The following is a 15835-nucleotide window of genomic DNA, read 5'->3' on the forward strand; positions in this document are numbered from 1 at the left end:
AAAATCAGTCTTCTATTTTGCGGGCTTCCGAAATCAGCATGATCGGCACACCATCGCGAATGGGATAGGCCAGTCTGGCACTTTCCGAGACAAGTTCGTTGCGGGAGCGGTCATAGGACAAGCCGCCCTTGGTCAAAGGACAAACCAGAAGCTCCAGCAGCTTCGGGTCGACATTGCTCATCCTGTCGTCCATCGGCCCGCTCCTGCCCTATTGCAAAATATTGCCGTTCTCGCCGCCACCTTGAGCGAGAAGAATCTCTGTGATTGCAATGAGTGTTTCAGCCCGTGTCTTCAAATCAGGAGCTTCCAGAAGCGCCTGTTTTTCCGCGGGGCCGAAAGGTGACATCATCGAAAGGGAGTTGACGAGCACGCGATTGCCCGCGCGCTCCACGCTTTCCCAGTCTGCTTCAAGCTGATTGGCATCAAGAAAGGCGCGGAAAACGCGCAACAGGTTGTTACGATCCACAGCGTCTTCGTCGTAGTCGCCGGAAAGATCGGCGATGAATGGTGCATGCACAAAGCTGCGGTATGGCTTTCCCGCCGCATCCACTTCCTTGAGCAGACGGAAACGGCAAACACCCGTAAGCGAAATCAGATAACGGCCGTCGCCGGTTTCGGAAAATGAGGTGATACGGCCAAGACAACCCACGGAGCTAAGCGCTCCACCCTCGGTACCTGTATCGATTGCGTGAAGTGCGGGCTGAACCATGCCAATGAGGCGATCACTCGCCAGTGCCCGGTCGATCATCGCCAGATATCGAGGTTCGAAGATATTCAGCGGAAGATGCCCTTCCGGCAGGAGAAGCGCTCCCGGCAGGGGGAAAACCGGGACTGTTTCCGGCAGATCGTCGCTCTTCACATATCTCGCATTTCCGATATGCATGGGAATGAACCCTCTATTTTCCGGAGTACCGGTCGATCCCGATGGTATCGACCGGTCATCTCCACATTACGAAAACAGGATCGCCGAAAGCTTTCTGCGTCCGGCCACCGTCGCAGGGTCTTTGAAGCCCCAGGCCTCGAAAAACTCCAGCAGTTGCCGACGCGCGCCGTCTTCATCGAATTCGCGGTCCTTGCGCATGATGTAGAGCAGATGGTCGGCTGCTTCATCACGCTTGCCTTGAACGTTCAGAACCTTGGCAAGTTTCATTCGGGATTCGTGATGATCCGGATTTGTTGCCAGATCGCGCTCGAGGGCCGTCGCATCGCCGAGTTTACGGGCTTCCTCATATTGAGCGATCTTCTTGGCAACGAGCTGGATGCCCGCATCTTCAGACAATTCTGGCGGCAGCGAAGATACAAGCTCGCCAGCCCTTTCGTATTCGCCAACGGCGATCATGCACTCGGCGATACCTGCAATCGCGGCTGCATTGTCCGGGTCAGCCTGCATGACCGCACCGAACAGCTGTGCTGCGCCTTCGTGATCACCATCTGCCACAAGCTGTTTTGCTTCGGCCAGCACAGCTTCGATCTGGGCTTTCGGATCACCTGCATCGGGACCAGCAATCTTGTCGATAAACTGACGGATCTGGCTTTCCGGAACAGCGCCCATGAAACCATCAACCGGGCGACCATCAGCGAAGGCCACGATGGCCGGGATTGACTGGATGCCAAGCTGGCCGGGAATTGAGGGATGATCGTCGATATTCAGCTTTACCAGCTTCACGCGGCCATTGGCTTCGTTGATGACCTTTTCCAGAACAGGAGTCAGCTGCTTGCATGGGCCGCACCACGGCGCCCAGAAATCAACCAGCACCGGCTGATTGCGCGATTCCTCAAGAACATCCTTGGAGAAGGCGGCGGTCGTCGTATCCTTGATGTGGCCGGAGGCCGCGCCATTAAGCTCCCCGCCGAATTGCGCGGTTGCAGACATCTGCCCGCCGTAGGAACTGCCGTAAGGATTGTTCGTGCCGCTCATGCCGGTCTCCAATGGTACCTGTCGTTTTCGTCTCTATTAACGCAAAGATCGTATCTCACTCGCTCACTTTCAAGACAAGCGGCGCATGGCCGGTCGCCTCCAGAAAGCGAATAAGGTCCTGCTTGCCAACCGTCGTCGTCGCATCGTTGGACAGCGGGTGACCGTTGATCAGTTCGTTCTCCATAAGAGCGCTGTCGAGTACAAAAGTCACGTCGTTGTTGACGTCATTGATCGCGCCAAAGACGGTGACCGAACCGGGGACGACGCCAAGATACTCCAACATCTTTTCCGGCCTGCCAAAAGAAACGCGGCTTGCCGCACCGATCACTTTGTGAACGCTCTTGAGGTCGACGGAAGCGTTTTCTTCCACCGTCAGGACGAAATACTTGTCCTTCTTGTCTTTTACGAACAGGTTCTTGGTATGACCACCGGGGATGAGATCACGCAGCGACTGGGATTCAGCGACGGTAAAAACCGGCTCATGCTGCTTCGTGCTGTGTGAGATGCCAAGCTTGTCCAGAAGCTCGAAGAGTTCATCCGCCGTCTTGGGAGAAATTTCTGTCATATCTCGCACCTGTCGCTCTCGATTCTCAGATCATTGTCTTTCTGAATAAGCACGCTGGCCAGCATTGGCAACGGGCGGAAATCCTGCAGCAATGAAAAAATCCAGCCATTTCCGCTACTTGTCGAATTTTCGCGGGTTTTGTTCGTATTTTTGTCATTTCCCTGTTGCATTCCAAAATCGATTGAGCGATATAGCGCCCGTCGCCGCAACACTGGTGACCCACGGTTCAGCTTACTACCCCGAACCGTTGGCTTATGAGCGGGTGTAGCTCAGGGGTAGAGCACAACCTTGCCAAGGTTGGGGTCGAGGGTTCAAATCCCTTCGCCCGCTCCAAATTCTCCTAGATAGTTGATGACATTGAGAATTTTAGTCGCCTTGGCGACAGGGAACCTATCATTCGCCTTCCTTTGACCGCTGCAAAGCTTACAGCAAAGCACCTTAAAGTCTTGCACGTACCGGCCTGGAGTTCGGGGCGGCAGTGCCGGGTCCCGCTAACAGCCGTTTCATATTTGCACAAACCCAGCCACCTCTTCCCCAAGAGGATACCGCCTATACCCTCGCATAGCTGGAACAAACATGGCCCAATGCCGTTTAATGTGGTTGTTTCACCACCCCGGGGGTCGCAATGTTCGCAAACAGCAAATCCATATTTCTGGCAGCCGCATTCCTCGCCATATCAATACCGACAATGTCTTCTGCCGCCGATATGATCCAATACGGCCAAGATCGCGCGCCATCGCAGAAGACATACTACCGCTCGTCCTATGTCGCGCAGCGCGAGACCTGCAGCAACAATATCGTCTCCTACCGCGCCCCGTACGAACGACACACGGAGCTGGTAACGCTTTGCCACCCGCCGCTGACCTGGAATTTAGGACCATCATCAGCGACAACATGGTCGCCATGATCTTGCCATAATTGCTTTAGTGTGTTTACGTGCGCCCGCCCTTGTGGGAGGGGCAGAGGTTGAGACCCGTCGGCTGCACCATAGCGGAAGGCGGGTTTCCCTTTTTTTGCAGTAGAAACTGCACGCGGGACACCAGCGATAGGTAATGCTGATCGTCGATTTGAAATAAATGAGAAGTGGTAGCGGGAGAGGGACTTGAACCCCCGACACGCGGATTATGATTCCGCTGCTCTAACCACCTGAGCTACCCCGCCACAGAGGGAAATGACTGTCTTGTGACCGCCGTTCCGTCAGGATGAGCGGCTTATAAGGTGCCGCTCCCCAAAGTGTCAAGCGCAAGATGCGCAAAAAGTTCGCTTTCTGCACAGGAGCAAAAAAGCGAACGGTTTCAGGCTGCAACCTGATTTTCGAGGAGCGCCTTAAGAGAAGCCTCCGCATCGGCTGACCGTTCAGAGCGCTCAATGAAACCGCCACCAAAGACGCGTGCGTCCGGTCCTGGCGCAGAATAAAGCACGCAAGCCTGTCCAGGCGCGACACCGGCTTCGCCGGTCATCAGATCGACGTAGACACCCTTCTCATCCGCATGCAGCACAGCTTCTGTCGGTGGCCGTGTGGAGCGGACCTTGGCGAAACAGGAGAAGCCAGACTGCGCATCGCTTTCCAGCGCGCCATCACCCAGCCAATTGACATCACGCAGATAAACCCGGTGCGTTTCCAGCGCCTCACGTGGTCCTACAATCACCCGTCGCCCGCGTGCATCGAGATGAACGACATAGAGCGGCTCACCGGTTGCGACGCCGATACCGCGGCGCTGACCGATCGTATAATGCACGATGCCGTCGTGGCGGCCGAGAACGCGACCGTCGAGATGAACGATATCGCCTACCAGCGCCGCATTCGGCTTCAGCTTGTTGATGATATCAGTGTATTTGCCTTGCGGCACAAAACAGATATCCTGGCTATCAGCCTTCTTGGCGACCACCAGCCCCATATCTTCGGCAAGCTCGCGTGTTTCAGCCTTGGAAAGACCACCGAGCGGGAAGCGCAGATAATCGATCTGCTCCTGCGTGGTCGCAAACAGGAACCAGCTCTGGTCGCGATCGCTATCGATTGGCCGGTAAAGCGCGCGACGATCTGGATGACCCGGAACAGGGTTACGGCGCGAACGGATGTAATGGCCGGTTGCCAGTGCATCGGCTCCAAGTTCCTTGGCAGTGGCCAGCAGATCTGCAAACTTTACAGTCTGATTGCAGGCAACGCAGGGGATCGGCGTTTCGCCCATCGCATAGGCTTCAGCGAAGGGATTGATAACCGTTTCGCGGAAGCGTGCTTCGTAATCCAGCACATAATGGGGAATGCCCAGCGTTTCGCAAACGCGGCGTGCATCATCGATATCCTGCCCTGCACAACAGGAGCCAGCACGATGTACGGCTGCACCATGGTCATAGAGCTGAAGCGTGATCCCGAGGACATCATAGCCCTCACGCTTGAGGATACCGGCAACAACGGATGAATCCACGCCGCCAGACATGGCGACGACAATCCGGGTGTCTTCCGGCTTCTTGTCAAAATCGAGCGTGTTCAAGTTTTTTCCAATCGTCAGTCATACCGGGGGTCAAGGCCCCGCCGCCTGTCGTTTCATCCGATACGATATGGTTTTTCGAGGATATCATCCATCTCCATATCGCCGGATTTTCAGCGCTGCATATAGAAAGAATTGCTTTCACACGCAAGTACAGGGCGGCAAAGCCGCCCTGCGCTGAAGGAAGATCACGATAAGGGGCTATCAGGCACCGGCAGTCTTCTGACCGTCACCGATCCACTTGTCACGCTCACGCCAGAGTGCAGGCAGCGCCAGAAGCGCAATACCCGTAAGGGCGATCATAGTCTTTTCGATCTGACCCAGCTCTGCCGTGCGGCCATCGACATAGTAGATCCCGTAGACGATGGCGACATGCCAGACATAGACCTGGAGCGAATGACGGCCGAGAAGCTGCAGGAACTTGAGCGACAGCACCCAGATGACGCCATTGGCAATCGAGCGCACCAGCGGACGGTGATGATGCGGGCCGGCAATAATCAACCATGTCAGGCCAACGCCGACAGCAAGGAAGTTGATGAGATAGACCGGACCGAAGTCCGCACGGATTTCCATGGAGGAGAATTTTCCGAGCATGAATTCCGGCATCAGATTCCAGGCTGTTGCGATACGAAGCGGCATGAAGAACAGGCAGATCACCAGAGCCGCCTTCGGAATCCAGGAGTTCTCGGGCGAGAAGATCTTCTTCCACTGGATGCGGCCCTGTGCAGTCATCGCACCAAGCACCAGGGCCGAATAGAACACAAGCTGCCAGCCCAGCATATTGAAGCTGACGCGAATGCCCTGCTCATCCGCACCCTTCACAAGCTCGTTGAGCGGAGCGGTAACGATCTGCTGCAGACCAAGCTGTCCTGCCATCCAGACCAGCAACGAACCGGCAATAACGTACGCCCACTTGCCATCCAGGCAAAGCTTCACAAGGACAGGCGCAAAAATCATGTAGACGATATATTGCGGCAGAATGTCCATGAATGTCGGCTGGAACAGGAATGTCGCAATCGCAGCAAGACGCAGCGGATCGTCGAACGAGGTCATGCCAAGCCAGTTGTACCAGATGTAAGGTGCGTGCGGGATAACCATTCGGAAGAACAGAACGGCGATCACGAGACCCATCGCGTAGCGATAGAGTTCCATCGCCCGGTTCCAGATCGCCTGCTTTCCGGCGTCATAACCGTACTTCATCATCTTTCTGGCGTAGACCATACCGATCAGCAGGCCAGAGAGGAAAACGAAGCCCTGAGCGTCTTCGACAAACGCAAACTGTCTGTGATTGATTTCAACAAGCCAAAAGCCACCCGCAAAGACAAGGTGGTTTATCAGCATGAAGACGAGAAAATAACCGCGCATCCCGTCGATCAGGTCAAAGCGTTTCATGTCGATAGCTCTCCATACTCGCGGGCCGTGCAGCGCCCGGCCACTCCTTCTCCCCGAGAACCGGGGCTGGATCGTCAACGCTGATTTCAGGCTGTGGTTCCCTCTTGAAAGCGGTTTAAAGCGGGAAGCAGCTCACGTTGGCGTGTGCACCCTCTGGTTATGACCCCGGGACTGAATGCTGGATGAATGAAAGATGGCATTTCCGTGAGAAGGAGGAAGGCCTCCGCGCCATCTGCCCAGGCGCATATCGGCGCAATCCCCTGCATAGCAGGCGAAAGGGTCGCGCCAGTCCATCGCCTCCAACACCGATCGGAGCCATGACATTTTTCTGCAAAATTTTGTGAACAGAGATTGCAGAAAGAAAAAAGCCCGGACACCTTTCGGCCTCCGGGCTTTTTCAACTTCACTGGTCGGCGACGGTCGGCGTCAATTCCAAACGTCGCAATTTCCTCAGGCGGCAGCCTGGATAGCGGCAACCTGCCAGTCATCATTGCCGGCGCGGCGAACGAAGGTCCACATCTCCACCGATTCGGAAGGGTTCTGTTCATCGCCCTCGATGACCTTGCCCGTAGAACGGTCACGCATCACGTCGATTGCGGAATAGCGCATGGCAACGGTGGCGAAATCCTGACCTTCTTCATGCCAGGCCTCGGCAACATCGCCTTGTAGCAGCGTGATATCTCTCACATCATTCTTGACGCCGCTGGTGGCGTTGTCGCTCAGTTCCTCGGCAAGATAAGACATGGCTTCAGGCGTCGTCAGCTTGCGCAGCGTGCCGTAATCCTCAGCAGCATAGGCTGCCTGAACGTCTTCCAGCATTTTCTGGAAGGTTTCGAGGTCGCCTTGCGTAACGCCAATTTCATCACCTTCCGACATGGCATTTTCGTGCGGGACAGGCTTGGCGGCCGCCGGAGCGGCAGCCGCAGCAGCGCCACCGAAAGAGCCTGTCTTGGAACCGATCTGCGGAATCTTGAACGAAGAGCCACCCTGCTGAGCATGATTATTGGCAGAATAGTCAGTGCGTGCCGAGTTGTTGCCTGCACCACCAAAGGCTGGCTGACCCTGACGACGCGATGCGAAGAAACGCATGGCCAGCATGACCAGACCACCAATCAGCAGCACCTGCAACAGCATACCGAAGAAACCGGCCATACCACCGAAGCCACCGCCCATCAGCATACCGAACAAGCCACCCATCAACAGACCGCCCATGAGGCCACCCATCATGCCGCCGAACATACCGCGGTTCTGCTGCGGCGCCTGTGCCGTCGCATTGCGGTTAGGCGTCGTCGCACCCGGCTGACCGGACTGCGTGTTTGGCGTCATGCTGCGGTTGATCGGCGCTGCCTGTCCCGGAGCCGTGCTTGTGGATGGCGGCGCGGAATAAGTGCGTGTTCCACGGCTGCCGAGACCACCGCTGGCGCGCCGCGCCTCGGCCATATCGACCGCTACGAAAGAAACCGCAATCCCCAAAGCGGCGATCGCAAACAAACCCTTAAAGCGCCGAAAGGCAGCAAACATCGTCTTCTCCTGTTGGCCGCCCTCCCATGAGCGGCATGTCATGAAAAGCGATATAGCAACTCAGGATCATCATTTTTAGTCGGGTCCGATAAAATTTTTCGTGATATGCAACCATAGGGATAATCGGCCAGTCAGACGCACCGTCAAAACGGAAAAACCCGGCACAGGGTTTCCCCTGCACCGGGCCTTATTGTCCCCTTGGGAGGAACGATAACGGGATCAGTCGACGTTGAAGCTCAGCGGCTTTGCCTGACGAATGGCCGGGTTGGCTCGCAGCTTGTCGAGGACCTCTTCAGAGACCGGACCATCGACGTAGAGCAAGGCGATCGCGTCACCGGCTTCCTTCTCGCGACCGAGCTGGAAGTTGGCGATGTTGACACCGGCCTCACCAAGCGTCGTACCGATGAAGCCGATCATACCGGGAACGTCGGTGTTGGTGATGTAGATCATGTGCGATCCAACATCGGCATCCATGTTGATGTTCTTGATCTGGATGAAACGCGGCTTGCCGTCCGAGAAGACCGTGCCGGCAACAGAGCGGACCTGGTTTTCGGTCTTGACGGTCAGCTTGATGTAGCCGTCGTAAACGCCGGTCTTGTCGCGCTTGACTTCGGAAAGGATGATGCCCTTTTCCTTGATCATGATCGGCGCGGAAACCATGTTCACGTCGGAAACCTGGCTACGGATGAGGCCCGCCAGAAGCGCGCTCGTCAAAGCCTTGGTGTTCATGTTGGCGGTTGCACCATCATAAACGATTTCGATTTCCTTGGTCGCGCTTTCCTGCACCTGACCAACGAAAGAGCCGAGAACATCAGCCAGCCGGATGAACGGCTTCAGACGAGGTGCTTCTTCAGCCGTGATCGACGGCATGTTGATGGCGTTGGAAACGGCACCCTTGACGAGGTAGTCCGACATCTGTTCAGCAACCTGAAGGGCAACATTTTCCTGTGCTTCTGTCGTCGAAGCGCCAAGGTGCGGGGTGCAGACGACGTTCGGCAGACCGAAGAGAGGGCTTTCCGTTGCAGGCTCAACTTCGAAGACGTCGAAGCCAGCACCAGCAACCTGCCCAGACTTGATGGCGTCGGCCAGAGCTGCTTCATCGACCAGACCACCGCGTGCGCAGTTGATGATACGAACGCCCTTCTTGGTCTTTGCAAGGTTTTCGGCGCCGAGAATGCCGCGCGTCTTGTCCGTCATCGGCACGTGCAGCGTAATGAAATCTGCCTGCGCCAGAAGTTCGTCCAGTTCAACCTTGGTAACACCCATTTCCTGCGCGCGCTCCGGCGAGAGGAAGGGATCGTAGGCGAGAACATGCATCTTCAGACCAAGTGCACGCGCGCAGACGATGGAACCGATGTTGCCGGCACCGATGACGCCGAGCGTCTTGCCGGTGATTTCGACACCCATGAACTTCGACTTCTCCCACTTGCCACCCTGCGTGGAGGCATCTGCGGCCGGAAGCTGGCGGGCGACGGCAAACATCAACGCAATGGCGTGTTCGGCCGTGGTGATAGAGTTGCCGAAAGGGGTGTTCATGACGATGATACCGCGACGCGATGCCGCCGGAATATCGACATTGTCGACGCCGATGCCAGCGCGGCCGATAACCTTGAGGTTGGTCGCAGCTTCGATCAGCTTTTCGGTTGCCTTTGTGGCAGAACGGATGGCCAGACCATCGTAATTACCGATGATTTCGGCCAGCTTGTCCTTGTCCTTGCCGAGCTTCGGCTGGAAATCGACTTCGACGCCGCGATCACGGAAAATCTGGACGGCGGTTTCCGACAGTTCATCGGATACGAGTACGCGAGGTGCCATGGCATGGGCTCCTTGGATGAAACGATTGAGGTGTGCGAATGGGAAATGCGCGGCCCTGCATCAGCAGGGCCGGTATTCAAATCAGGCAGCAGCCTTGGAAAGCGTTGCCTTCTGCGTTGCAAACGCCCATGCCAGCCAAGGCATGACAGCTTCCATATCGGCGGTTTCGATCGTGGCACCAGCCCAGATACGAAGACCAGACGGCGCATCACGGTAAGCGCCGATATCCAGCGCTACATTTTCTTTTTCGAGAAGGGCAACAACACCCTTGGCGAAAGCAGCCTGCGCATCGGCATCAAGAGCAACGACATCCTTGTCGACGATCTTCAGGCATACCGAGGTGTTGGAACGGGTTTCGTCGACAACAGCCAGATTTGCAATCCAGTCGTTTGCAGCAACGAAGTCGTAGATAACCTTGGCATTGGCATCAGCACGCCCAACGAGCGCCTTGAGACCACCGAGATTCTTCGCCCACAACAAGGCATCGATATAATCTTCAACGCAGAGCATCGAAGGGGTGTTGATGGTTTCGCCGGTGAAGATGCCTTCAATCAGCTTGCCGCCGGAGACCATGCGGAAAATCTTCGGAAGCGGCCATGCAGGTGCATAGCTCAGAAGACGCTCAACAGCGCGTGGCGACAGAATGATGACGCCATGACCGCCCTCACCGCCCAGAACTTTCTGCCAGGAGAAGGTGACAACGTCGAGTTTGGAGAAATCCATCTCCTGGGCGAATGCGGCAGACGTCGCATCGCAAATCGTCAGACCCTTACGGTCAGCCGGAATGAAATCAGCGTTAGGAACGCGAACGCCAGACGTCGTGCCATTCCAGGTGAAGACGACATCGCGGTCGAAATCGACTTCGCCGAGGTTCGGCAGCAGACCGTAATCAGCCTCGAACTTGCGGACGTCTTTGAGCTTGAGTTGCTTGACGACATCGGTAACCCAGCCAGCGCCGAAGCTTTCCCATGCAAGCATGTCAACGCCGCGTTCGCCGAGCAGAGACCACAGAGCCATTTCAACGGCGCCGGTGTCGGATGCGGGAACGATACCAATGCGGTAATCAGCAGGAACGTTCAGAACTTCGCGGGTGAGATCGATGGCCTGCTTCAGCTTGGCTTTGCCAACTTTGGCGCGATGCGAGCGACCGAGCGGCGCATCAGCGAGAGCTTCAAGCGACCAACCGGGGCGCTTCGAGCAGGGACCAGAGGAAAAATGCGTATTGCCCGGACGGAGGTCCGGCTTCACGATATCTGTCATTTGACTATCCTTCCAGATAGGCGCTCTACGTTAGGGTAGAGTGTCCTGACGCCGTTGCTATGCTTCTCACCTGTTCCAGTCAAGCGGAATATGTCGCTGCACAGAAGAATCTTGGCCCATATGCGCCACATGACACGCAGCATACGACCAAAGAAAAACCGCCCGCATCCTGAGGGATGTGGACGGTTTCGATGTTTAACAGTCAAGCGTGACGATTACTTGTAGACGGCCGGCTGCAAGGGAATATCGGCCGGCGGAATGTACTGAGCCGTATCGCAGCCATTGAAGACATAACGACCGCCGACCCGAACCTCGTGTGAATACAAGCCCTTGTCGCGACCTGGGCCGCCATTGTTCTCATAAGCGAACATGTCGCCCTTGTTGATGTGGCGGAACCGGTAGCCCACATCGGCCTTGAGATTGCAGGTGATATCGATGGAAGCACCCGCCATCAGAGCGTAAGCAAAACGCCACTTGCCGCGACCACCATGCTCGGTCGTCGGATCGCAACCTAAACCATCGGTGCTGCACGACGTGTTCCGCAGTTTATCCCACTTGACGTAGGAGCCACCGATGCCACCACCGACATAAGGCGTTACGCGACCGTACGTGCCGAGATCCACATAGGCGTTGGCCATCAATGTGTAGGCTTTGAGGGAGCTCAGGTCCGCCGAAACACATGGACCTGGAACCGAGCCGCAGCCGCCAATGGTCGAACCACGGAAATCAGATTTCCCCATGTAGTCGAAAGTCAGATCCGTGCGGAAGTAATTGTTGAACTGATAACCAACACCAGCGCCGATAATGTAGCTGTCATCCATCTTCGCCGTAGCGAAGTCGGTCAAGTCTCCTGAGGGTCCACCCTGATAATAATGCGCACCACGGAGCTTGTTGAAAGAATAGCCAACATCGCCGCGCAGATACCAGCCGCTGGCCTGCGACACCTGCACTTCTGGCGCCTCGATGTAAGCCGGGGCTGGCTCCGCTTGATAAAGATCGGCAGCGATGGCGCTCGTGCCGGTCATCAGGACGGCCAGAAATCCGGCCAGGGCGTTTTTCATGACTTCCACTCCAGAAACGGCATGTGCGCATGGGCAGCAGATGCCAGTGAACTTTTCAGTCATGAACAGTGACGCAAATTGGTTAAGTCACGATTAACCACGATCATTCACCATATTTATTAGCAAATGCGCAAACAAAAAGCCGGCGAGAACGCCGGCTTTCGTGACCGTTTGAACAGGGCGCCTCAGGCGGCTGTGCGTGCGCTCGAAATGACGCCAACGAGATCGTTGACGATCTGCTCGACCTGGGCGCTATCATCGCCTTCCGCCATGACGCGGATCAGCGGTTCTGTACCAGATGGGCGAATGACCAGGCGGCCATTCTTCGCAAGAGCATTTTCCGCATCTGCGATTGCCTGCTGAACAACCGGATTTTCCAGTGGTTTGCCACCGGAGATACGGACGTTCTTCAACAATTGCGGTACGGGGTCAAACTTGCGGCAAACCTCGCTGACCGTACGGCCAGAACGCTTGACGCGCGCCAGCACCTGAAGTGCTGCGACAAGGCCGTCCCCCGTCGTACCGTAATCAGACAGTACGATATGGCCAGACTGTTCGCCGCCAACGTTGAAATCATGATTGCGCATGTGCTCAACGACATAGCGGTCGCCAACCTTCGTACGGGCAAGCGTCAGGCCCTTGTCGTCAAGGAAGCGCTCCAGTCCCAGGTTCGACATGACTGTCGCCACGATGCCACCGCCACGCAACAGATTGTCGGCGGCCCAGCTATCGGCAATCGTTGCCATCAACTGATCCCCATCGACAATCTCGCCGCGCTCGTCAACGATGATGACACGGTCCGCATCGCCATCGAGCGCGATGCCGATATCGGCCCGAACTTCATGGACCTTCTTCTGAAGAGCTTCTGGATGGGTAGAGCCGCATTCCAGATTGATGTTGACGCCGTTCGGCTCATTGCCGATGGTCACGACTTCCGCACCAAGCTCCCACAGCGCCGCAGGAGCGACCTTGTAGGCAGCGCCATTGGCGCAATCGATAGCAATCCGCAAACCATTCAGCGTCACGTCGCGCGGCAAGGTGCGCTTCACAAACTCGATGTAGCGATAAATGTCGCCATCAACGCGCTTGGCGCGGCCGATCTCGCTCGGCTTGGCAAGCTGCGCGTAGATATCCTTGTCGAGCAGATCCTCGATCTCAAGCTCAAGTTCGTCAGACAGCTTGTAGCCATCCGGTCCGAAGAGCTTGATGCCGTTATCTGCGAAGGGATTGTGGGATGCCGAGATCATCACGCCGATATCGGCACGCAACGAGCGCGTCAGCATGGCAACCGCAGGCGTGGGGATCGGCCCGAGCAAGAAGACATCAAGACCGGCGGCAGTGAAGCCTGCCACCAGTGCGTTTTCCAGCATATAGCCGGAAAGACGGGTATCCTTGCCGATCACGACGCGATGACGGTGATGCCCACGACGAAAAATGGTGCCGACGGCAATACCAACCCGCATCGCCAGATCCGGCGTCATGGGAAAAACGTTCGATTGTCCGCGAATACCATCGGTTCCGAAATAACGGCGTGCCATTTGAACTCCAAATCCTTCATGCATTCCGGCGGCATGTAAAAAAGCCGGATGCGTTTTTCGGGTAGATGCCACAAACTACGGCAAACAGCACGTAAATTAGCACAAAAATGGCTTATATCTTGTTACCAAACTGAAAAGGCCACCCGGTTTCGGGTGGCCTCGTTTTCAAAAAGACGTCTGATTTTAAGCCATTAGTGCGGCTGGGGCTCCAGACCACCTTCAGCCTCGCCATCGCCCTTGGCTTCGTTTGGACCGTCCTTCTTGGCGCCAGCCTTAGGCACTGCGGATCCGCGGCTGCCGGGAGAATCATCACCGAGATCGCGGGCAGGCTTTTCGCCCTTGATCAGCGCCTTGATCTCGTCCCCGGACAGCGTTTCGTATTCGAGGAGACCTTCAGCCAGAGCGACGAACTCATCATGCTTGTCCGTGAGGATACGCCGCGCTTCGGTGTAGGCCTCATCGATCAGGCGGCGTACTTCCGTGTCGATCGTCTGTGCCGTTGCCTCAGAAACATTCTTGGACTGCGAAACAGAATGGCCAAGGAAGACTTCCTGCTGGTTTTCACCGTAGGACACCTGCCCCAGCGCGTCGGAGAAACCCCACTGGGTGACCATGGCGCGAGCAAGCTTGGTGGCCTGTTCGATATCCGAGGATGCACCAGAGGTGATGTTTTCCTTGCCGAAGGTCAGTTCTTCCGCAACGCGACCACCCATCATGATCACGAGGCGAGAGACCATCCACTTGTAGCTCATGGAATAGCGATCGCCTTCCGGAAGCTGCATGACCATGCCGAGCGCACGGCCACGAGGAATGATCGTTGCCTTATGCAGGGGATCTGCCACAGGCACGTTGAGTGCGGTGATGGCGTGACCCGCTTCGTGGTAGGCGGTGAGCTTCTTTTCGGCTTCGGTCATGGCGGTCGTGCGGCGCTCCGCACCCATCATGATCTTATCCTTGGCGTCTTCAAATTCCTGCATGGTCACGACGCGTTTATTGCGACGGGCGGCCATGAGAGCAGCTTCGTTGACGAGGTTCATCAGGTCAGCACCCGAGAAACCAGGCGTACCGCGTGCCAGAACCTTGAGGTCGACATTCGGTGCGAGCGGCACGTTGCGGACATGCACCTTCAGAATACGCTCGCGCCCTACGATATCCGGGTTCGGAACGACAACCTGACGGTCGAAACGGCCTGGACGCAGGAGCGCCGGATCAAGAACGTCTGGGCGGTTGGTCGCAGCAATCAGGATGATACCTTCATTTGCTTCAAAGCCATCCATCTCGACGAGCAACTGGTTGAGCGTCTGCTCGCGCTCATCGTTGCCGCCGCCAAGACCGGCGCCACGGTGGCGACCTACGGCATCGATTTCGTCAATGAAGATGATGCAAGGTGCGTTCTTCTTGGCCTGCTCGAACATGTCACGAACGCGGCTCGCACCGACACCGACGAACATTTCAACGAAGTCGGAACCGGAAATGGTGAAGAACGGCACATTTGCCTCACCCGCAACCGAGCGTGCCAAAAGCGTTTTACCAGTTCCCGGGGGGCCAACCAAAAGCACACCGCGCGGGATCTTGCCACCGAGACGCTGGAATTTTTGCGGATCACGCAGAAATTCAACGATTTCTTCCAGATCCTGCTTGGCCTCATCGACACCGGCGACATCGTCAAACGTGATACGACCGTGCGCTTCGGTCAGAAGCTTGGCTTTGGATTTACCGAAGCCCATCGCACCGCGCGAACCACCTTGCATCTGCCGCATGAAGAACAGCCAGACGCCGAGGATGAGGAACATCGGCAGCAATGTGCCAAGGTAGCTCAAAAACCCGGAGGAACCGTCGCTTTCCGGCCGTGCGACGATGGTGACGTTCTTGCTCTGCAAGCGCTCCATCAACGAATCGTCGATAACGGGAGAATAGGTTTGAAATGCCGTACCGTTTTCGGTGTAGGTTCCAAGAACCCGGTTGCCGGTTACAGTAACGTCGCGAACCCGCCCGGAATCCACATCGCGAAGAAACTGCGAGTACGGAATTTCACGCGAACCCGTTTGCGTTGGCGACGTCTGGAACATGCTGAACAATGCGATCAGCAACAGGGCAATAACTGCCCACAAGGCGAAATTTCTGAAATTTGGGTTCATCGAACTCCCCGAACTCACACGGACATGTCTGCTGTCCGCTCTTACGTGCCCCTAACATAAGGTCGACATTTGCCGTTGCCAAGGCGAAGGGCATTATCAGATGCGTTTTGGTGTAAAAAGTATTCCAATGCAATTCAC

At 56.3% G+C, this 15835-nt stretch carries 12 protein-coding genes and 2 tRNA genes; 1 reads left to right on the top strand and 13 read right to left on the bottom strand.

Going from position 1 to position 15835, the window contains the following annotated elements; genetic code table 11:
- Nucleotides 1-4: 4 nt before the first annotated feature.
- The 4 genes from ACIQT8_RS07695 to ACIQT8_RS07710 all read right to left on the bottom strand — a co-directional run bounded on the left by ACIQT8_RS07695 (nt 5) and on the right by ACIQT8_RS07710 (nt 2483).
- On the bottom strand, nt 5-193 hold the full coding sequence (locus ACIQT8_RS07695; protein WP_138792100.1) for a Trm112 family protein: 189 nt from the start codon (nt 191-193) through the stop codon (nt 5-7).
- Nucleotides 194-208: 15 nt separating this feature from the next.
- A complete protein-coding gene (locus ACIQT8_RS07700; protein WP_178340654.1) occupies nt 209-883 on the bottom strand; it encodes an LON peptidase substrate-binding domain-containing protein in 675 nt (224 codons plus the stop codon).
- A gap of 66 nt (nt 884-949) precedes the next feature.
- Entirely contained in the window at nt 950-1918 is a 969-nt protein-coding gene (gene trxA / locus ACIQT8_RS07705; protein ID WP_138792099.1) for a thioredoxin, read from the bottom strand.
- A 55-nt stretch (nt 1919-1973) separates the two neighbouring features.
- On the bottom strand, nt 1974-2483 hold the full coding sequence (locus ACIQT8_RS07710; protein WP_400964630.1) for a prolyl-tRNA synthetase associated domain-containing protein: 510 nt from the start codon (nt 2481-2483) through the stop codon (nt 1974-1976).
- A 258-nt stretch (nt 2484-2741) separates the two neighbouring features.
- Here ACIQT8_RS07710 and ACIQT8_RS07715 point away from each other — a divergent pair.
- Nucleotides 2742-2816: transfer RNA gene (locus tag ACIQT8_RS07715), tRNA-Gly, on the top strand.
- A gap of 751 nt (nt 2817-3567) precedes the next feature.
- Here the strand turns inward: ACIQT8_RS07715 and ACIQT8_RS07720 are convergent.
- The 9 genes from ACIQT8_RS07720 to ftsH form a co-directional block, all read right to left on the bottom strand.
- Nucleotides 3568-3644 (bottom strand) — tRNA-Met (locus ACIQT8_RS07720).
- A gap of 134 nt (nt 3645-3778) precedes the next feature.
- A complete protein-coding gene (gene mnmA / locus ACIQT8_RS07725; protein WP_138792097.1) occupies nt 3779-4975 on the bottom strand; it encodes a tRNA 2-thiouridine(34) synthase MnmA in 1197 nt (398 codons plus the stop codon).
- A gap of 201 nt (nt 4976-5176) precedes the next feature.
- Complete coding sequence (locus tag ACIQT8_RS07730) at nt 5177-6364, bottom strand: OpgC family protein (RefSeq protein WP_138792096.1); 1188 nt, start codon at nt 6362-6364, stop codon at nt 5177-5179.
- Nucleotides 6365-6814: 450 nt separating this feature from the next.
- A complete protein-coding gene (locus tag ACIQT8_RS07735) occupies nt 6815-7885 on the bottom strand; it encodes a Tim44 domain-containing protein (RefSeq protein WP_400964631.1) in 1071 nt (356 codons plus the stop codon).
- A gap of 219 nt (nt 7886-8104) precedes the next feature.
- Nucleotides 8105-9700 (bottom strand): phosphoglycerate dehydrogenase, encoded by a 1596-nt coding sequence (serA, locus tag ACIQT8_RS07740; protein WP_400964632.1) that lies wholly within the window; start codon nt 9698-9700, stop codon nt 8105-8107.
- Between the two features lie 81 nt (nt 9701-9781).
- Nucleotides 9782-10960 (bottom strand): phosphoserine transaminase, encoded by a 1179-nt coding sequence (locus ACIQT8_RS07745; RefSeq protein WP_400964633.1) that lies wholly within the window; start codon nt 10958-10960, stop codon nt 9782-9784.
- A 215-nt stretch (nt 10961-11175) separates the two neighbouring features.
- Nucleotides 11176-12021 carry an outer membrane protein gene (locus ACIQT8_RS07750; RefSeq protein ID WP_400964634.1) on the bottom strand — a complete coding sequence of 282 codons (846 nt, stop codon included), beginning with the start codon at nt 12019-12021 and terminating at the stop codon, nt 11176-11178.
- 185 nt (nt 12022-12206) lie between these two features.
- On the bottom strand, nt 12207-13559 hold the full coding sequence (gene glmM / locus ACIQT8_RS07755; RefSeq protein ID WP_262527772.1) for a phosphoglucosamine mutase: 1353 nt from the start codon (nt 13557-13559) through the stop codon (nt 12207-12209).
- A 191-nt stretch (nt 13560-13750) separates the two neighbouring features.
- Nucleotides 13751-15697, bottom strand: coding sequence for an ATP-dependent zinc metalloprotease FtsH (gene ftsH / locus ACIQT8_RS07760; RefSeq protein WP_400964635.1), 1947 nt, complete (start codon nt 15695-15697; stop codon nt 13751-13753).
- Between the last annotated feature and the right edge of the window lie 138 nt (nt 15698-15835).

The organism is Agrobacterium sp. NPDC090273 (assembly GCF_044772305.1).
Taxonomy (GTDB): Bacteria; Pseudomonadota; Alphaproteobacteria; order Rhizobiales; family Rhizobiaceae; genus Agrobacterium.